This is a genomic window from Poriferisphaera sp. WC338 (assembly GCF_050931845.1).
Lineage (GTDB): Bacteria > Planctomycetota > Phycisphaerae > Phycisphaerales > Phycisphaeraceae > Poriferisphaera.
In genome coordinates this window covers 988,420-1,006,416 of record NZ_CP194516.1, presented here as the reverse complement: position 1 = coordinate 1,006,416, position 17,997 = coordinate 988,420, and the positions used below count along the sequence as shown (strand labels likewise).

The window sequence follows — 17,997 nt, the reverse complement described above, 5'->3', positions numbered from 1 at the left end:
CACGGCATGATCTCAACTATCGTGTTACTGATAGCCTGCAAACATCCGTGTTGCGAACTCCATGATCTTCATCACCAGCCACGGCATCGCCAACACCGCCACGATCCCCATCCCTAAAATCTTGGGCACAAACGTCAGCGTCTGTTCCTGAATCTGCGTCACCGCCTGAAGAATACTGATCGTTAAACCTACCACCAAAGCCGCAGCCAAAATTGGCAACGACAGCAGCAACATCAACACAAAGGTCTCCCGCACCATGTCGATTGCTTGCTCTACGCCCATCGGTCAATCCTTCATAAAAATCGGATCAAAAATACATTGAATCACACCCCTATCATTCGGCTACGTCACCCCCGCCCCCGGCAATACCACATGCGCAAGATCGCGCATACTCATTCCTGCATACATCTCCACCACCCCCGGCAATATCGCCACCGTCCCATCTGCCACCACAAAACTATCCAGCAAGTTCCCAGCCACCAACATCCAGCCATCAACCAACACAAACATGAGCAGCTTAAACGGCAAGCTGATCATCACTGGCGGAAGCATCAACATCCCCATCGAAATCAGTACGCTTGATACCACCATATCAATGATCAAAAACGGCAAGTACAACCGGAAGCCAATCAAAAATGCAACCTTCAATTCAGACAACACAAACGCTGGGATGAGCGTCAGCATGTCGACATCATCATCCTTAAGCTGCTCTGGATTCGATGTATCGACCCCGCGGTAATTCAGGATCATATAGATGTCGTCCCAGTTCCCCGCATTGTCGATCTGATTAAACATGAACGTCCGTAGCGGTTGCTTCGCCCGGCCCCATGCCTGCCGCTGATCAATCGTTCCATTGTTCAATGGAATGATCGCGGCCTGATTGATTTGCTCAAACGTTGGGTACATCACCAAAAACGTCATGAACAATGCCAACCCCACAATCACTTGTGACGGCGGAAGCGACTGTGTGCCGATCGCCTGACGCAATAACGCTAGTACCACCACAATCCGCGTAAAACTCGTACACAACACCAGCATTGCCGGTGCCAGCGAAAGCACCGTCAGTAAAATGATGATGGATAGCGTCGCCGACAATCCTCCGCCCGGCTCGCCTGTTTCTCCCTTGTTTTGCAGAGCATTCAGCACACTACCCGCGTTCTCTACCAAATTCACCGGGTTGCTTAGATCAAGTTGAACCTCGCCGTTGCTACCAGCTGGAACCGCTCCTGCTGACTGTGCGATCGCCTCCGACGGCACTGCAAGCAGCACACAAACACTCAATACTATCAAGATGAACGTGCACCCTCGGCTCACCGATCATCCCCCTTCCCCGCACCCGCCATCGCGCGCACCTTGCCCAGCAGCGTCGTCACTGACTCGCGAGCACGGTCCGTTTGATATTCGTTCACGTCCCCGCCTTCTTCGCCGGACAATCGGCCGGATTGATCGTAGTCCTCTCCATATTTGCCCAATACATTCTGAAATGCGCGCGTCACCGACTGCTGGCTTGATGCGGAAACAGAAGCCAACAGCTCCGCCACTTCTTCCGGGTCGGTGATCTCAGTCAACGTACGCATCCCGGCGGACGAGTCGGAGCAAATCAAAATCCGCCCCCCTACTCGAAGCATCACCACATGATTCTTCGGCGCAACCGCTGTCCGCGAAAGCATCTCGATCACCGGTGTCGACCGTGAGACACCCTTTCCACCCATCTTCATGTATGCCCACCTGATCCCAAGAATCACTGCGATCACCACGCCCAATGATGTCAGCGTGCTCATGATCCAAGACGTCACGCCGCCCCCCGGCGGATCAATCGTGCTACCCGACACATTGCCCGGCAACCGCGAGATCCGATTCGCACTTAGCAACTTCCCACTTTCACCAATACCCTCTTTGCCCACCGCATTAGCTTCACTTCGCTCATCTGCTTGGATCACATCCACGCGATCCACGACTTCCGGTTGATCTGCTTTCTGCACTGCGGATGTTTCGGTGACCGTGTTCTCTTGACCGATCAACTCTGAAATCCGCCGAATTCGATCAGTCGGCACTGCACCACTCTCGCTCGGTGCTTCAGCGGCTGGGGCTTGTGGCATCTGCGGATAGGTTTGAGTTCCCCCCGGCCCCCCGACAGTCCCCACCTCACTTGGACCCTGCGGCGCGACCGGGTCTTGCTGATAAAAACGCGATCCGCTTGCGACACGTTCATCTGAATTTTGCGCAAAAGAATAGGCGCCCATCGAAAACGACAGCGCCGCAACAATCAAAACCAATATATGTGCACGCAAATCTTGCCGCACGGTTCGGCCCTCCATGGCCAACTCACATCTCATCTTCATGAAATGTGTTTTTGTCACCGACTGCCGGATCCTCCGACAATCATGATTCGCTCATCCCCGAGGCAACCGCCTCAGGAGGTATACTATCAAATCTCTGAAATCCTGCAGAAATTTTAACTTAACTCATCTCACGCTGCGGGCTCATTACCGCTGCTCGGCCGAATCTCGACCTGCGCTGCCGCCTCGGCCTGTTCCTCAAGATTAGCAACAATCTCGCTGATACGGATACAGAAATTATCGTTCAGCACCAGCACCTCGCCCCGAGCCACAAGTCGGCCATTCACCAGCACATCCACCGGGTCGCCCGCCAACTTATCCAACTCCACCACACTGCCCTTGGTCAATCGAAGCACATCTTCAACCAGCATTTCCGTGCGGCCAAGCTCGATCGTCACGCCAAGGTCAACATCCCCAAGTAGCTCGATCCCCTCTGCTTCCGGAATCGACGACAAATCGGGCAGATCCAACCCGCCGGCCTGATCCACCTGATCTTTGATCTCGTTCACCGACGCCTGCGCCTGATCCAGTGCGTCTTGCACCGATGGGTCGTTCGCGGCTGCCGCGGCTTCCTGCCCAGTTTGTTGAAGATCATCTGCCATAGGAAATCCATTGTACCTTCTTGACGAAAAAATCAATCCGCTCGATAACGCTTTTGTCGCATCACAATTTCATGAATGTACGGCTCGTTATCCTCAGGGTCCATCCCAAAACGGTTCGTAAGCACCGACATGATCTGCCGCTTCAGCGTGGACAGCTCAAATTCCATCAGATGTGCCGGCTCAGCCTTGCGATAGATGTTCGAGATATCCGCTTCGATCCGTGCTTTGTTGGCGTCGATGATCTCAGTCACCGCACCTTCGTTCTTGTTCTTGATCACAATATTTATCGCGGCATCATATAGGTATGCTCTGCCGGTGCGTGTGTTTTGGAACTTATCCTGCACCAGAAGCATTTCCATTGACTTCTCACCGTTGGCAGCTTCGTCGATCGCTGCAGAATCTGCTGTCACCGGATCCGGACTGCCCGATAGCATAAATACTGCAGTAATAGCGACTGCTTCGATCAACAGCACCGCGAACACTGCGATGAACGTTTTGATCGGCATCTTCTTCTTCGGCGCTTCCGCCGTGTTTTCCGCGTTGTCATCTGCCATGAGATGAACTCCTATCTTTCTCGTTCCTCAAACTTCAAAATCTATCGGCTGCTGAATGAAACATGTGGCTCGGTAAAATCTCTCACCACATTTTCACTGACCACAACCTCCACACGCCGATTGGGCGCTTTTTCCTCAGCACTATATTTCCGCTGAACCACCGGCTCACGATCCGCATTCCCCGTAATCCGGAACCGGTTCCCGTTCAGCCCGACCTCGTCCGACGTCAGATACTGCATCACGACCTTGGCCCGCGCACTGGAGAGGTCCCATAAATCTTCGTATCGGCCAGAAAGATCGTCCGCCTCCATCGAGGACGCATGACCGCGAACCTCGACCAGATTGTTATTACCTCGGGTCAAATCCGCAATCGTCTTAAGCTGTTCCCGCGCCTGGCTCGATAATTCTGCTGATCCCTGCTCAAAATAGATCGGTCCGCCGAGCACCATTAATAACCCCGGACGAATGATTTGTGTCTCCTGCTCCTTCCCCTCCATCCCCGGATCGTCGGTATTCGACTCATTTGGCTCACGTTGCTTCTGTAAATTTAACGCTTCTAGCCGCTGAATCAGCGTCAATTCCGGGTCATCATCCGTCGGCAATCGGCCCCCGCCGCCCTTCATCCCGAACGCCTTTTTAATCTCCTCAACCACCGCCTGAAATTCGTCTTCTTTCTTCACTTCTGAGAACGCAACGATCAACACAAAGAAGCACAGAAGCAGTGTGACCATGTCGCCATACGTCACCATCCACTCTGGTGCGCCTTCTGGTGGGCATTTCTTCTTTTTTGCCATCGTTAAAACCGTTTCTTACAACAAACAACATGTACGAATTTTTGCTCTCAACTTGCTGCCCGACCCCCGAGCAACACCTCTGAGCATTCATCTCGTCTATTCATTAGATAGACATCTCATTTCAATCACGCCGCTTCCTTATCTTCCACCGGCCGTTGTGACGGCGGCAAGAACGTCCGCAGCTTCTGTTCCACAATACGCGGGTTATCCCCGGACTGGATTGACATCACGCCCTTGATAATAATCGTTTTATATAGCACTTCTTCCGAGCTTCGACGCTCTAAACGGTCCGCAATCGGTAGTGCAATCGCGTTCGAGATCATCGCACCGTACATCGTTGTCAGCAGCGCAACAGCAAGGCCTGCACCAATCGAACTCGGGTCCGACAAGTCAGAAAGCATTGCCACCAAGCCCACCAGTGTCCCGATCATGCCAAACGCCGGTGCATATTTTCCAATCGCATCAAACATCCCCTTCCCCGTGTCATGCCGATCGACCAAGTTCTCCAAATCCGTCGTCATGATCTGCTCGATCAATTCCGGATCAGTTCCATCAACTGCCATCTGAATCCCTTGAACGATAAACGGGTCTTCAATGTCTTTCGTTGTGTTTTCAAGCGATAGAATCCCATCCCGCCGTGCAATCTCCGCATACGAAACCATGTCCTCGATCAACTTCTCGATCGAACTGTTCTTCCAGAAAAACGCCTTCTTCACCACGCCTATAAAATTCTTCAGACGTGCCGCTGGAAAACACAAAAACATGACCGTCACAGATGCACCACAAACCAAAATAACCGATGGCACATCGATATAAATATCCATGCGACCGCCCATCAGTAGTGCCCAGAAGATAAGCACCCATGTTCCAATAATGCCGAAAAGTACACCGAGATCCATCCTTGCACCTCTTTCAGGTTAGGCACATCGCCAACGGCCTTATCGGCCGCATAAATACCGACCTTTGATTTCCACAATCCAAGATCAGCATTCACGCATAGCGTGCCCGCTTTCATCCTCAATCCGATCTTCTCGGACAAACATCCATACCCGTCACAACAAACGTGCAACCGAGCTTCATCCTCGTGCAGCCTCCTTGCTGCCTATGACGGCGGGAGCAGCCTCCGCAAACTCCGGCCATATTCAATCGACAACGACACAACCTCGGCCATTGTCTCTTTCACGATGATGTGGTCACCGTTCATCAGCTTGATCGTTGTGTCCGGGTTCGCTTCCACAGTGCGAATCATCTCCGCATTCACAACAACCTGCCTGCCGTTCAAACGTGTCACCGTGATCATCGTCTCTGCACCTTTCCACGTGCCTTCACATCCATGCTCCGCGGCGAAGATCCTCTTCGCTTTAACGACCAGCTCCGCCGACCGAGATCAAGACAAACTATTGTTTGTCATTTCGTTTACCTGACTGTTGATAATAGTTCTTGAATCATCTGATTCGTCGTCGAGATCACCCGCGAATTTGCGCTGAAGCCGGTGTTCGCGTTGATCAGATTCAAGAATTCTTCTGCCACATCCACATTCGATGCTTCCACCGCTCGACCAATCACCTTGCCCGAGCCGCCTGTTGTCGGGCTGACAATCACCGGAATACCTGAGTTCGTCGATGGGCGATACGTGTTCCCACCCACATCCACCAAGCCCGGATTGTTCGCAAACATCGCCAGCGGCACCCGTCCTAAGTTTCGCAGCAAACTGTTCGAGAACGAACCTGTAATCGACCCGTCCTGCGATACGGTAAAATCTTCAAGTGTCCCGAGCGCCGAACCATCCTGCAAAATCATCGAGATCTGATCCCGGTCATCCTGCAACGCAGTGATCTGTCCATTTGGAGCATCAAACAACAAGTTCACCGCCTGTGGTGTCTCTGCACCGGTACCGTCACGATTGAAAATAAGCTGAGCATCATTTGCACCAAGGATCTGTCCCTGGTTATCAAACAGAAGTGTCCCCGTCCCGATCACGGTATCAACATCCGTGTCTTCATTCGAGTTCGCATAGAACCGCCACCGCGTCCCCGCATCGCTCTTCTCTTCAAGCACCATCGTGATACTCGTTTTCAGCGGATTTCCCAGCGAGTCATACACCACAAACGACGTCTTACTCGACTCGCCATCCGCACTTTGCGTCTTCGAAAGTGCGAACGGAATCGACGGCGACGCGCCCTTATTCACCACAACATTACCATCTTCAATTTCAAGATCATTCCCCTCGCCATAGTTACCTGTGATTGTCATCACACCACCCGACAACGACACACCCGCCCCATCAGGTGCAACTGTATCAACACCCATTGAATGCTGGAAGAAGTCCATCAAATCTTGAAGCGTCGTACCACTGTCATCTACGCCATCCGCGGTGATCGCACCCCCCACTTCAAACTTCATCGTCGTGACCTGCGCGCCGCCCTTGGTCGCACCTTCTAGCGAAATAATATCGCCGGTCGCAAACAAGGGTGTTCCATCTGCCCTGAACAAACTCGTCAGTGCCGTACCCGGCACCGCATCCGTGGTTGCTGCCGCATCGCTGAACATCTGCTGCGTTTCAATGATTGATCCGCGCGTACCGATATCGCCGCCGGCATTCAGGTTGCCCGACAAGTTCACATTGTTCGTTTGTTCTGAAATCGTCATGATCCCGATCGGGATATTCAGCGGCTGCAACACCCCCTCAATCACGTTAAATTCATCATCAATCGGATAGCCCATCACGCGGCTACCACTACTGGGCATCACCAAATTAAAATTACGGTCAAGCACAAAGCTGCCATCCCGCGTGAAGAATCGGCTACCGTTATTCTCAACAATAAAGAAGCCATTCCCATCGATCGCCATATTCGTACTCACGCCTGTTGGCTGTGGCGTGCCACTCTCAAAGTTCTTTTGAATCGAACCAAGACGTACACCCAAGCCAACCTGTGCCGGGTTCGTACCACCCAAAATATCTGTCGGTGACGAACCGCTCTTCAGCGTCTGGGAAATCTGTGTCTCGAACGTGATCTGACTGCGCTTGTAAGCTGTCGTGTTCACGTTGGCAATATTATTACCAGCCACACTGAGCATGTGTGTACTCGCCGTCAAACCTGAGAGACTGGTATATAACGATGTGCCTAAACCCATAATGCTGCTCCTGCTCTATTCAGCTGTGATGATCCGTCTCACAGCGATGCTTGCGATCCTATGCGCCAATCGCTTTTGTTGGTTGATTCAAACGATTTCCCAATTGATCCTGCTTCGCTTCGAGAATCTGGCGCAATGCTGCATTCTCCACAAGATCAATCCTTGTCAGCGGCGACAAACTATCGACCGCCTTGCTCTCTCCCTCAGCCCCCTTAACCTGATCTGCTTCCGGCCCCGTCGCAATCGTTCGCGCCTCGTCCAAAAGCTGATCAAATGTTTTATTCTCAAACGTCGTCGGCGATTGCTGAGACGTACCCTTCACCTGCACAGGTACGGGTCGTACCGCAGGTTCAAGCATTCTCAATAAATCTGATGACGTTCCCATCTTGTTCCTTCTATCCGTGCATTAGATCAATTAAGTACTTGGCTGACTCGCGAGATTCGCAAAGAGATTCTGCATGATCGCAAGGTCTTGTATATCCACCTTACCATCTGTATTAAAATCGCCTTCACTAAACTTCCACGTCTGTATCCGGCCTTCACTGTCCACGCCCGGCTCTTTACCATTGTGCTCAGCCCAACGGTCATACCAGACATCTGCATCCGCCGCGTTCACCTGATTGTCCCCGTTCGCATCCCACAAGAGCGGCGTCTCATCCGGCTCTTGCTGCGGCACCTGGATATCCGTCAGGCGATCCATCTCCAGTGTCTTATTATTGTTCAACTGAAGCTGAGCCTTCCCATTCACGATCCGTACAGATGTCACAATCCCTGTTGTGCTATCATTCTGTGCATCAAGCCCTGTCACTTGGTAGCCGATCAATCCACCCGCCTGCGAAATCGTTTGCTGGTTCACCATCGCCTCCAACGAACTCTGAAGCGATGATTGACTTTCAATATTCCGCAAACTACTCAATTGCTCCAAGACTGCAGCGGAATCATTTGGTTCAAACGGATCTTGATTTGATAACTCAGCCACCATCAGCTTTACAAACTCCGCACTGCTCATCTCCGCAAATTTATTCGTAGACGATGCGCCGTTCGCCAATCCATTTGCTGCTGTTCCACCAATTGCTGAACTCATCCGTATGCTCCTTCACGATCAAGCCGTGATTGATTCTCTTGCTCGCTACTTACGCCGCCACTTCTTCCTGAACCAGTTCTTCAAAACTGCTCGCTTCCTGCTTCTGCTCGTTATCATTCTGCCCCTGACGTTGTTGCCCTGCATACTCACCTCGACTGCGTCCGTCTTCATGACTCAAATCAGATTGGCTGTTCATCGAAGATTGCTGCGATGATTGCATGTTCTGGATTCCAATCCGCTCAACTTGCAAACCCTGCTGCTCAAGTGACTGCCTCAGTTGCTGAACTTGCTGCTGTAACATGCTGCGAGCAGATTCCTGCTGCGTATGTAGCTGCACATTAACTTTCGCACCTTCGATTTGGAGTTGAATCTTCACCGTACCCATCTCTGGAGGCGTTAACCGCAAGGTCAAATTCCCGCCACGTTGATTCATCACTGTTTGAATACCTCGTGTGATCCGAGCCGCATTCTGCTGTTCGTTATCAGCCCCTGTATTTGGTAGCTGCAACCCCTTCACCGGCGTTTCCTTGCTCGTATCATTCGATTGAATCGCAAAGTTGTTGCCCACCTGATCAACATTCGTATTTTCAATCTTTACCTCGCCGCGAGTCTGCGCCGTAATTTGGACCTCACTAACGTTCGAAGTTGTTTGCTGCACAGTCGCATCTGCCAACCGCGCTTCCGCACTGCGGTGCGAATCATAATCCAAACCCTGCGCCGTCTGAGTCGCTGCTTCAACAGGCCGATCAATAACCACATCGCTGGCCACCGCACGCTGCGGAGCATCAACTTTCGTGGCCACCTCTCCACTCTTTTCAATCTTAACTTCACGCTTACTTTGCTTACTGTCTTTACCTTCAACCTTTTTCTCAGGTGCCACAACAACCTGCTCACCATCTTCACTATCCTGCGTCACAACATCTTGTTGTACCACTTCCCCCTCAAACTGCGTCACCACAACCTGCTTCGCTGCCGCATCAACCTTTACGTCATCACCTTGCTGACCAACCGGTTCGCCTTCACCTGTTTCGCTTTCAATATCAACTTGCAACCCACCCGATCCTTCAAAAGCTTCCGCCACAATCGCTCGTAGATCCTCAATTGTCACCGGCTTACCCACTGCCTCTGCTTGGCCACCCTCAACCTGAACTTGTGTTTCAATGCTCGCGGCTTGCTTCGCATCGCCCCGACTTTCACCTTCATATCTCCCACCAACAGCAACCTGATCTCCCCCTTCTACATCCCCGTTTTCCCCTTGTTTTACAGTCTCTTCCTTCTGGGATACATCTGCAATCACTTGCTCTTCGCCGCCGTCGTTCAGATCAACTTCCGTACCCGCATCAACATCCTCTTCACGAACAACCTGCCGCCCTTGGCCCGCATCTTTCTCAACCGCCACGCCGCGATCACTCTGCTTTTGCGTTCGGTCAAGGGTTTGCTTGAACGACGACGAATCCGAACTAACCTTCGCCTCAGGTGCATCTTTCTTCACCGCCACAACCTGCGGTAAACTCTGGCTTAAAGTTTGCAACAATATGCTACTCATGATTTCACCTCGGCTAATTGATCGTTCACAGACACAGGCCCACTCCCACGCGTCGCCATCCGATCCAACAACACTTTCATCTGAGAAATCTCAGGCGCAGTCTTAAACTCGCTTAGTATCTTCCCACTCACACGTGTCGGCATGGCATTCAAATAATCCACCGCTTGATCTAATTCCCCCGCATCCAACATCCGTAAAAAAATTTCCTTCGATTGCTTCGGCTTTAGCTTCGTCAGCATCTGCACGGTCCGCTGGAAATCTTCATCCTTACTGCTCGCTGCTTGCTGCTTAATATCTTCCGCAAACGCTTCACGTTCCTTTTTTAACGCACTTCGCTGCTGCTCAATCATCTGTTTATCCAGTTGTAACAAACGATGAAGATCAGCTTTTTCGCGATTCAATCGCTCTAAACGCGCCACTGCCACCTCACTCGCAACACCTTCCTCATTCAGACGCTGAGCAAATGAGTGCGGCCCGCGTGACGCAGCCTCAAGACGTGCTGCTTCCTGCGTTTTCTTTAAAATCTCTTCCGCTTCGGCTAACTGCGCGGCTTCCGCGGCCGCCTGATCTTCGATCGTCATTTCAAACAATGACACAACCTGATCCACACGATCACGATCCAAACGACCTGAAAATCCGAGCCAGCCGATCAATCCGGCCAAGGCAAGCGTATTCAAGATCAAAGCAATGATGATTGCGACCCCTAGCAATCTAATCATCAGTTAGCCCCTCCCAGCACGAGTTTCCTCGCATAACGCTGCGTGGCTATTTCATCCAGCTCCGCAGATTCTTTCTTGTTCTCTGCATACTTCCAAGCATCGAATTGCTTCTCTTTCAAAAGCTCCAATGCCTTCCGCTGCTTTGTCGCATCAAGCAACTTGCCGCGTGCCGTCTGAAGATGATTTTCAAGCTCCGCCATCTTCATCACCAGATTCTGACCACGCACCGTCACGTGGCTACTATACCCGGCAAACTCTGCAATCCTGCGAACATCCACCGCGCCGACCAAACCGTCAGCCAACGCATGCTTGCTCGTTACAATCGTTTCCTGCATCTTCCGAAGCTCGCCCTCAAAGATCATCTTCGTCCGAAGCAACCGCGCCACATCGCGCTGACGATCTTCCTCAATCGTCCGCCGATGGTCCAGCAAAGTCTCATATTTGAATGCGAATCTTGGCATCGATCCTCAATCCTCTTTCATCCAAGCTCGGATCCTCCGAGCAAATACAGTAAACCAAACCGTTTCGCTTACTGTGGCAGCGGCGTGCTTTCTTGCATACCTACTTGCTGCTGCTTCAATTGCTTACGTGCCTCCTCAATCTTGCCCGCAAGCGCCAAAAACATCCCTCTGGTATTCCCAAAGTTCCGTAATTCCTCTTTGTATTCCCGCCCCTGCTGCAACACTTGATCAATCGCTGGCTTGCATGCAATCGCCAAATCAAAATCAGGATTACTGCCGATCGTGTACGCGCCGATATTCAATAAATCCTCAACCTGCGCATAAGATGCCAGCAACTTGACCACTTCCTGCCGCGCCTTCTGCTGATCCACCATCGTCACATCATCCGCCACACGACTAACCGACCCCAACACATCAATTGCCGGGTAATGCCCCTGCTCCGCCAGCTTTTTCGATAACTGAATATGCCCATCCAAAATCCCACGACACGCATCCGCCACCGGCTCAGTCATGTCGTCGCCTTCAACCAAAATTGAATACAGACCCGTAATCGATCCTGTTTCCGTGCGGCCCGAACGCTCAAGCATCCGCGGCAACATCGCAAACGTACTCGGCGGAAAACCTTTCGTCGTCGGCGGCTCACCTGCTGCCAAACCCACCTGCCGCTGCGCCTGACAGAATCGCGTAACTGAATCCATGATCAAAAGCACATCCATACCTTCATCACGGAAATATTCCGCAATCGCTGTCGCCACCATCGCACATCGAATCCGAACCAATGCAGGCTCATCGCTTGTCGCCGCCACCACCACACTCCGCGCCATCCCTTCCGGCCCAAGTGTCCCTTCAATAAAATCTCTTACTTCCCTGCCGCGTTCTCCCACGAGTGCGATCACACTCACATCCGCCGCCGTATGCTTCGCCATCATCCCCAATAAAGTCGATTTACCCATACCTGGAGCCGCAAACACACCCATCCGCTGGCCGCGTCCCACACTCATCATGCCATCCACCGCACGCACGCCAGTCGCCAACGCTTCATCAATCCGTGGACGATTCAGCGGATCCACCGGCTTTGGATTCAGCGGACGCGATACCGTTTCTGCCAAAGGTCCAAGCCCATCAATCGGCCGACCTAATCCATCTAACACACGCCCCAACACCGACTCACCCACACGCACATACTGTGCAAACTGCGTCGCGATCACTTTGTCGCCACGCTTAATCCCGTTCAGTTCGCCAAACGGCATTACGATCGTCACATCTTCATCAAAGCCAACCACTTCCCCTTCGACCAACAATTGCAATTGATCTCGCCCGGCACCACGCCCCACCACGCGCACCATCGCGCCCACCGGCACCGGCAAATCAGCCACGCGAAGCGCAAGACCGCGCACTTCAACCACCGTACCGCGCAATTCTAGCGGGGCCGACTGCTCCAACATCTCGATTTGCTGCTCTAATACAGCCATACCCAGTATTCCTAGCAAATAGCGCGCCAAATAAAAACGTGCTGCCTCGATTATCCAATCATGCAACATCGCCAACTGTATCTATATATGTGGTTACAACGGCGGTTGATCCGACCCGCCAAGCTCCATCCCACCCGCATCATCAAACCTCGCTGGATCAATCCCGTCTTGAGGTGGCTCAAGACCCTGAACATCATTCACGCCATCCGCCAACCCTGCATCACCAGGCAACATCCCCGGAATACCTCCCGGCAAATCGCTCACATCTGTTACCGTCCCCAACGATTCACCCATCGACTGACCGACTTCTTCCACAATCTGCCCCGGCACTTCTTCCGGCAAAATCATATCAATGATTCGCTCTAGCTGCGTCTCGATCTGGCCGTCAATCTCGCCGCGCCCATACGCCACTGTACAGCCACCGCGCGTGATCTCTACATTATCAACCAACTCCACATGCGTCAGGTGACGAAACTCATTCATCAACTCCGGCAATGCTTCTTCCAACATGGGACGATCTTCCGGATTGATCTGAACCGACACATCATATGGCCGCAGAATATTCGATAGCGCATTCGCCACTTGATCGACCACCACCGTATGATCAACCTCAATCACACGGTGCACCAATCGCTCCGCCAACTTTAGCGTAAATTCCAAGATCGACTCACGCGCTTCTGCTTCCATCTGCGACCGCGCGCCATCCCATTGCCCCACTACATCCGCCCATGCTGTCTGTAACTGCGATAACTTCTCCAGCTCCAACTGCAGCGCTTCCTGTTTTCCCTGCTGCAAACCCACGGGATAACCTTCTGCGTGCCCCTCTTCTTTGCCTTGCTGCAAACCTATCTCATGCGCCCCCGCTACCAACGTCTGCGCCTCGCGTTGAGCATCCGACAAAATCTCTGCCGCCCTTCCCTCAGCCTGTACGCGCAGCTTTGCTGCCTGACGACCAATGTCCCCAAGGTCTAACACCACCGCTTCTTTCATTGCCGACATCGCGCTGTTGTTTTTAAGTATGGCCATCCATGCCTCACATTCCCCTCAAAAACCACTGGTTTTTAAGGCTATTCATTAAACGACAACATCCGAGTCGCCGCCTCTGCCCGTAATGATAATCTCACCCGCGTCCTCAAGCCGCCGTACGATATCCACGATCCGCTGCTGCGCCGCCTCCACATCGCTCACGCGCACTGGACCCATGAACTCCATGTCTTCTTGGATAAGTGTGGCTGCACGCTCGGACATATTGCCAAAGATCTTTTCCTTGAGTTCTTCGCTTGCCGTCTTCGCTGCCAGTGCAAGTTCGTCGTTGTCCACTTCCTTGAGTACAGCCTGGATACCCTTGTCGTCCACCAGCAGAATATCTTCGAAGACGAACATGAGCCGCCGGATCTCTTCGACCAGATCCGGATCTTCGGCTTCTAAACCTTCCATGATGCTCTTCTCGGTCGTGCGATCGACCAAGTTCAACATCTCGGCGACCGTCTCAACTCCACCAATCTTCTCGAACGACTGGTTCAACATGTTCGCCAATCGCGATTCCAATCCGCGTTCTACTTCACTGATCACTTCAGGATTGGTTTGCTCCATGTTCGCCACGCGCTTCACAACCTCAATCTGCTTCGGCGTCGGTAATCCCGCTAAAATCTCACTCGCTTTATGAAAGGCCAAGTGCGACACAATCAGCGCGATCGTCTGCGGATGCTCATCCTGAATAAACGTAAGCAGGTTCTGCGCCTCCGCCTTTTGTAAAAATGCAAACGGCGTCTTCCGCACCTGCTGACTAATCTGCTGAATGATCCGCTCCGCTTCCTTTGGATCAAGACTCTTCATGAGAAGCGCACGTGCATAATCCAATCCACCTTCACTCGCCCAACTCTGCGCCACCGCCAATTCATAAAACTCACGCAACACCCCGTCCCGCGTCCCCTTCGGAATATTGCCAATACTCGCAAGCTCTCTCGTCACGGACTCCACCGCGTTCTCAGACAAACCGCCCAGCATCCGCGTCGACGCTTCTTCATCCAGCGCAAGTAGCAGGATCGCAGCTTTGCGCATCCCCGTCATCTCACCTTGTTCTGTTGCTGCTTGTCCTGCCATAGCTTACTCTCAGCCTGCCGTACATTCATCGGCCATCTGTAGCGACTAACACGCGCTTAGTCATCCGTCCTTGCCCACTTCCCAAAAATATGCCCCGCCTCATCCGGATTGTTCTTGATCATCTCACTGATCTGCTCTGCAATCCGCCGACTTTCCAATTCATCCTCATCCAACTCCAACCCAGCCATCGTTGCTTCTAATTCATCGACCTCACCCACAAGCTCATCATCGCCAGGCAGTTGTGGCGGAATCCCTGCAAGCTCCTCTGCAGTTGGCATCGACTCTGGCTTCGTCGCGTTTTTCACCATCCAAAACATCAAACCCACAGCCACCAAAGCCAGCAAACCACCACCGACCGGCTTCATTAAATCTGATTCCATAAATCCAACAACACCACCCGTCACACCACCCCCTGCAACCATTGGCGCAAGCGCTGTTTGATCTGGCATCATCCGAAGCGCAATCTGGCTCTTCATATCACCACTGCTACGAACCAATGGCGTCACCAATTCCTCAATATCGGCAAGCGCCACATCAACAACCGGCTTCAAATCCGCGTCCGCAGGATCATTTTCACTCTCAGGGTTCTGCCCCTTCCACAACGAAACAAAATACCCACGTGGCACCATAATCGACACATTGACTGTCTCGGGCCGTTGCCCAATCATCAACGTCTTCGTGCGACCCGTCATCGGCTTCTCGCCCATCCGCGCGCTCGTCCGATTCATCGATTCTTCGATCCCCGTCGCGCTAGCACCTCGAACTTCTAACCGTGTATTAGACCCCACCCCAGGTTCACCCGAATTCTGCGTGTTCTTGCGGTTCGTTTCCTCAGTTTCTTCACTGAGCACCAATTGATCCTTCTCATAGTCCCACGCCTCATGCTGCTTCTGCGCGATCGCATCGGTGATCACATTCACCTCAACCACCACACCCGAGATAAAACTCAGCAAATTCTCGATCTTCTGCTTCGTCTTCTTCTCAAGCTGACTCTGATGTGCCATCGCTTCTTCCTGCGACACCAAGCCTTCTTCATCACCCTTGTAGCTGTTCATGTGCTGGTCGAGCACCGTCACATCCGCCGCCGACATCCCCGGCACGCTCCCACCAACAAATTCTGCAATCGACTTCGCTTTGTTCCGCGCAAGCCGATCGCCTCGCGTGACCACACTCACGCTCGCCGTTGGATTCTTATGGCTTGCCGAAAAACCGCGGTTGTCCGGAAATGAGATTTGTACTGTTGCCCGGCGGATATCACTCGACTGACCGATCTGCCTCGCCAAACTCGTCTGAAAACTAATCCAAAAATTTCGACGTGATGCTTCTTCGGTAATCCAAACCGATTGCCCTTTGACATACGCATCCATCGCCGCGCTCGGATCGTCCGCCATCAAATCTTCGCTCATCAGATAACCGACCGCCTCGCTGAACCGTGCCTTCGGCACCATCACCTGACCATTTTCAACTGTCGCTTCGATCCCCATGTTTTGCAGACGGGCCACCGCTTGATCTACCCGCCCTGAAGAAATGCCCCCCATCGCAATCTTGTCCGGCTGGCTCACCCACGTCACCAGCATCACCACCACTGCCACCAAAACTGCCGCAAGCACACCAATAAACCACTTCTCGGTCCGGGTCATCCCGCCGAGTGAAGCAGCTACTTGCGCCCAACTTCTTTTCAGCACTTCCATGCTTCGGCCTCCATGCCGACTGTGTGTCGATAAAGCTCCGCTTTATCTCGCCTTGATCTCTTCCCGCATCCCTCTCACGAACAAGACTCCGTCCCGCTCGTACTCAATCCCATCCCAAACTAAACGCGGATCTGCTTCACTTCCTCGTAAGCATCCATCATTTTGTTTCTTACTTGAAGCAATGTTTGAAACGCGATATCAGCCTTCTGCTTCGCGATCAACACCGCATCCATATCATCCCGCTTGCCGCTGACAAGATCTTCAATTGCAACCTCAGCGTCCTGCTGCAAACGATTCACTTGTTCAATGTTCTGCATCAGCACATCTTTGAACGACGGGGCACCGGTTTCCTCCGGACCCTTTGGCGCAGCCGGCCCTTGCCCGATCGGCTTAGCTCCCCCAACATTCTGTATTAATCCCAGTGGATCTGCCATCCGTCTATCCCTGATTGCTTTCGCTTAAACCATTCAATCTTATTGACTAACACATTGTATCAACTATGCCAGCAAGCGCAAGCTACTTTGCATTATCGACTTTGTCGCTTCTGCTGCAGTAATATTTGCTTCATACGCTCGGCTTGCTTCCAACATATTCACCTGCTCAATGGTCGAATCAACATTCGGCATCGCCAGGTAACCCTGATCATCAGCATCAGGGTGAGTTGGGTTATACGTCATCTTCAGCGGGGAATCATCCATCATGATCTTCTGAACATGCACGCCGTCCTTATTCCCCGTCCGTGTATCACCCGGCGCGAACACAACAATCTGTCTGCGATACGGCTCGTACTCGCCCTCCGCATTGTAAATCGAGTTCGCATTCGCCATGTTCGCGCTGATGGTGTTCGCGCGCACACGTTGAGCTACCAATGCCGAAGTCGAAATATCTAATGCACCAAACATATCTCAAATTCCTCTGCGACCTTCTAAAACCGCCTGTTTTCCAGCTTAAATCACATCACGCTACTTACATTCGCTCACGAATCGCCATCTTGAGCATCTCAAACTCATTCTTCAGCAGCTCAATCCCCGCATTGTGAGCCATCGTGTTCTCTGCCAGGTCTTTCATCGTGACCTCAAGATCACGATTGTTGTTGTCATGAAACATGATGTTCTCGTTCATCGGGCCGGCTTTGGACGTGATCCCGTCCGAGCGGAAATCAATATGCCGCGTGTCACGGACCGCGAGCGCGCCACTTAGCGGATCGACCTGCCGACGACGCTGGCCAATCGCCCGGCGCATCTCAGCCTGAAACTCTTTCGGATTCATATCACGCGGCTTGAAATACGGCGTATCCAGATTCGCAATGTTGTTCGTCAGCACACGATGACGCTCGCCGGTGAACTGCACCAGCCGCTCAATCGTCGGCATCGCGCCGCTGTCTAACAATCCTGCAATCATCTAACACTCCAATGCTGAAAATCAAACACGTCAATCCAAGTCTATCACTCAGTACTTACAAGCAAATTTCGTACCATATGATCAATCCGTCCTAAT

At 52.3% G+C, this 17,997-nt stretch carries 21 protein-coding genes; all 21 read right to left on the bottom strand.

Going from position 1 to position 17,997, the window contains the following annotated elements; translation table 11 throughout:
* Window positions 1–24: 24 nt before the first annotated feature.
* Window positions 25–282: a flagellar biosynthesis protein FliQ gene (gene fliQ / locus ACQ6WK_RS04085; protein WP_432799470.1), complete on the bottom strand. Its 258-nt coding sequence runs from the start codon at window positions 280–282 to the stop codon at window positions 25–27.
* A gap of 60 nt (window positions 283–342) precedes the next feature.
* Window positions 343–1,290 carry a flagellar type III secretion system pore protein FliP gene (gene fliP / locus ACQ6WK_RS04080; RefSeq protein WP_432799469.1) on the bottom strand — a complete coding sequence of 316 codons (948 nt, stop codon included), beginning with the start codon at window positions 1,288–1,290 and terminating at the stop codon, window positions 343–345.
* Between the two features lie 20 nt (window positions 1,291–1,310).
* Window positions 1,311–2,318 (bottom strand): FliO/MopB family protein, encoded by a 1,008-nt coding sequence (locus ACQ6WK_RS04075; protein WP_432799468.1) that lies wholly within the window; start codon window positions 2,316–2,318, stop codon window positions 1,311–1,313.
* A gap of 152 nt (window positions 2,319–2,470) precedes the next feature.
* Window positions 2,471–2,941, bottom strand: coding sequence for a flagellar motor switch protein FliN (gene fliN / locus ACQ6WK_RS04070; RefSeq protein ID WP_432799467.1), 471 nt, complete (start codon window positions 2,939–2,941; stop codon window positions 2,471–2,473).
* A 32-nt stretch (window positions 2,942–2,973) separates the two neighbouring features.
* Window positions 2,974–3,495: a hypothetical protein gene (locus ACQ6WK_RS04065; protein ID WP_432799466.1), complete on the bottom strand. Its 522-nt coding sequence runs from the start codon at window positions 3,493–3,495 to the stop codon at window positions 2,974–2,976.
* Window positions 3,496–3,536: 41 nt separating this feature from the next.
* Window positions 3,537–4,289, bottom strand: a complete 753-nt coding sequence (locus ACQ6WK_RS04060) for an OmpA/MotB family protein (protein WP_432799465.1) — start codon at window positions 4,287–4,289, stop codon at window positions 3,537–3,539.
* A gap of 125 nt (window positions 4,290–4,414) precedes the next feature.
* A complete protein-coding gene (locus tag ACQ6WK_RS04055; RefSeq protein ID WP_432799464.1) occupies window positions 4,415–5,188 on the bottom strand; it encodes a motility protein A in 774 nt (257 codons plus the stop codon).
* 203 nt (window positions 5,189–5,391) lie between these two features.
* Window positions 5,392–5,589 carry a flagellar FlbD family protein gene (locus tag ACQ6WK_RS04050; RefSeq protein WP_432799463.1) on the bottom strand — a complete coding sequence of 66 codons (198 nt, stop codon included), beginning with the start codon at window positions 5,587–5,589 and terminating at the stop codon, window positions 5,392–5,394.
* A gap of 116 nt (window positions 5,590–5,705) precedes the next feature.
* Entirely contained in the window at window positions 5,706–7,424 is a 1,719-nt protein-coding gene (locus tag ACQ6WK_RS04045; protein WP_432799462.1) for a flagellar hook protein FlgE, read from the bottom strand.
* 58 nt (window positions 7,425–7,482) lie between these two features.
* Window positions 7,483–7,809 carry a hypothetical protein gene (locus ACQ6WK_RS04040; RefSeq protein ID WP_432799461.1) on the bottom strand — a complete coding sequence of 109 codons (327 nt, stop codon included), beginning with the start codon at window positions 7,807–7,809 and terminating at the stop codon, window positions 7,483–7,485.
* 30 nt (window positions 7,810–7,839) lie between these two features.
* The gene (locus tag ACQ6WK_RS04035; RefSeq protein ID WP_432799460.1) at window positions 7,840–8,508 is read right to left on the bottom strand and encodes a flagellar hook capping FlgD N-terminal domain-containing protein; all 669 of its coding nucleotides are present in this window, start codon (window positions 8,506–8,508) and stop codon (window positions 7,840–7,842) included.
* Window positions 8,509–8,557: 49 nt separating this feature from the next.
* A complete protein-coding gene (locus tag ACQ6WK_RS04030) occupies window positions 8,558–10,054 on the bottom strand; it encodes a flagellar hook-length control protein FliK (RefSeq protein WP_432799459.1) in 1,497 nt (498 codons plus the stop codon).
* Window positions 10,051–10,773, bottom strand: coding sequence for a hypothetical protein (locus ACQ6WK_RS04025; protein WP_432799458.1), 723 nt, complete (start codon window positions 10,771–10,773; stop codon window positions 10,051–10,053). The genes ACQ6WK_RS04030 and ACQ6WK_RS04025 overlap by 4 nt, the downstream gene beginning before the upstream one ends.
* Window positions 10,773–11,234, bottom strand: coding sequence for a flagellar export protein FliJ (gene fliJ, locus ACQ6WK_RS04020; RefSeq protein WP_432799457.1), 462 nt, complete (start codon window positions 11,232–11,234; stop codon window positions 10,773–10,775). Before fliJ ends, ACQ6WK_RS04025 begins: the two co-directional genes overlap by 1 nt.
* Window positions 11,235–11,302: 68 nt before the next feature.
* Entirely contained in the window at window positions 11,303–12,706 is a 1,404-nt protein-coding gene (locus ACQ6WK_RS04015) for a FliI/YscN family ATPase (protein WP_432799456.1), read from the bottom strand.
* 93 nt (window positions 12,707–12,799) lie between these two features.
* The gene (locus ACQ6WK_RS04010) at window positions 12,800–13,732 is read right to left on the bottom strand and encodes a FliH/SctL family protein (RefSeq protein WP_432799455.1); all 933 of its coding nucleotides are present in this window, start codon (window positions 13,730–13,732) and stop codon (window positions 12,800–12,802) included.
* 48 nt (window positions 13,733–13,780) lie between these two features.
* Window positions 13,781–14,809: a flagellar motor switch protein FliG gene (gene fliG / locus ACQ6WK_RS04005; RefSeq protein WP_432799454.1), complete on the bottom strand. Its 1,029-nt coding sequence runs from the start codon at window positions 14,807–14,809 to the stop codon at window positions 13,781–13,783.
* A 56-nt stretch (window positions 14,810–14,865) separates the two neighbouring features.
* Window positions 14,866–16,500 carry a hypothetical protein gene (locus ACQ6WK_RS04000; protein WP_432799453.1) on the bottom strand — a complete coding sequence of 545 codons (1,635 nt, stop codon included), beginning with the start codon at window positions 16,498–16,500 and terminating at the stop codon, window positions 14,866–14,868.
* A 119-nt stretch (window positions 16,501–16,619) separates the two neighbouring features.
* A complete protein-coding gene (fliE, locus tag ACQ6WK_RS03995) occupies window positions 16,620–16,934 on the bottom strand; it encodes a flagellar hook-basal body complex protein FliE (protein WP_432799452.1) in 315 nt (104 codons plus the stop codon).
* A 63-nt stretch (window positions 16,935–16,997) separates the two neighbouring features.
* A complete protein-coding gene (flgC, locus tag ACQ6WK_RS03990) occupies window positions 16,998–17,402 on the bottom strand; it encodes a flagellar basal body rod protein FlgC (protein ID WP_432799451.1) in 405 nt (134 codons plus the stop codon).
* Between the two features lie 64 nt (window positions 17,403–17,466).
* Window positions 17,467–17,901, bottom strand: coding sequence for a flagellar basal body rod protein FlgB (gene flgB, locus ACQ6WK_RS03985; protein ID WP_432799450.1), 435 nt, complete (start codon window positions 17,899–17,901; stop codon window positions 17,467–17,469).
* Window positions 17,902–17,997 lie beyond the last annotated feature (96 nt).

Coding starts and splice junctions, on each gene's coding strand:
- fliQ (WP_432799470.1), bottom strand. CDS start 282: ATGGGCGTAGAGCAAGCAATCGACATGGTGCGGGAGACCTTTGTGTTG.
- ACQ6WK_RS04075 (WP_432799468.1), bottom strand. CDS start 2,318: ATGGAGGGCCGAACCGTGCGGCAAGATTTGCGTGCACATATATTGGTT.
- fliN (WP_432799467.1), bottom strand. CDS start 2,941: ATGGCAGATGATCTTCAACAAACTGGGCAGGAAGCCGCGGCAGCCGCG.
- ACQ6WK_RS04065 (WP_432799466.1), bottom strand. CDS start 3,495: ATGGCAGATGACAACGCGGAAAACACGGCGGAAGCGCCGAAGAAGAAG.
- ACQ6WK_RS04060 (WP_432799465.1), bottom strand. CDS start 4,289: ATGGCAAAAAAGAAGAAATGCCCACCAGAAGGCGCACCAGAGTGGATG.
- ACQ6WK_RS04055 (WP_432799464.1), bottom strand. CDS start 5,188: ATGGATCTCGGTGTACTTTTCGGCATTATTGGAACATGGGTGCTTATC.
- ACQ6WK_RS04050 (WP_432799463.1), bottom strand. CDS start 5,589: ATGATCACGGTGACACGTTTGAACGGCAGGCAGGTTGTTGTGAATGCG.
- ACQ6WK_RS04045 (WP_432799462.1), bottom strand. CDS start 7,424: ATGGGTTTAGGCACATCGTTATATACCAGTCTCTCAGGTTTGACGGCG.
- ACQ6WK_RS04040 (WP_432799461.1), bottom strand. CDS start 7,809: ATGGGAACGTCATCAGATTTATTGAGAATGCTTGAACCTGCGGTACGA.
- ACQ6WK_RS04035 (WP_432799460.1), bottom strand. CDS start 8,508: ATGAGTTCAGCAATTGGTGGAACAGCAGCAAATGGATTGGCGAACGGC.
- ACQ6WK_RS04030 (WP_432799459.1), bottom strand. CDS start 10,054: ATGAGTAGCATATTGTTGCAAACTTTAAGCCAGAGTTTACCGCAGGTT.
- ACQ6WK_RS04025 (WP_432799458.1), bottom strand. CDS start 10,773: ATGATTAGATTGCTAGGGGTCGCAATCATCATTGCTTTGATCTTGAAT.
- fliJ (WP_432799457.1), bottom strand. CDS start 11,234: ATGCCAAGATTCGCATTCAAATATGAGACTTTGCTGGACCATCGGCGG.
- ACQ6WK_RS04015 (WP_432799456.1), bottom strand. CDS start 12,706: ATGGCTGTATTAGAGCAGCAAATCGAGATGTTGGAGCAGTCGGCCCCG.
- ACQ6WK_RS04010 (WP_432799455.1), bottom strand. CDS start 13,732: ATGGCCATACTTAAAAACAACAGCGCGATGTCGGCAATGAAAGAAGCG.
- fliG (WP_432799454.1), bottom strand. CDS start 14,809: ATGGCAGGACAAGCAGCAACAGAACAAGGTGAGATGACGGGGATGCGC.
- ACQ6WK_RS04000 (WP_432799453.1), bottom strand. CDS start 16,500: ATGGAAGTGCTGAAAAGAAGTTGGGCGCAAGTAGCTGCTTCACTCGGC.
- fliE (WP_432799452.1), bottom strand. CDS start 16,934: ATGGCAGATCCACTGGGATTAATACAGAATGTTGGGGGAGCTAAGCCG.
- flgC (WP_432799451.1), bottom strand. CDS start 17,402: ATGTTTGGTGCATTAGATATTTCGACTTCGGCATTGGTAGCTCAACGT.
- flgB (WP_432799450.1), bottom strand. CDS start 17,901: ATGATTGCAGGATTGTTAGACAGCGGCGCGATGCCGACGATTGAGCGG.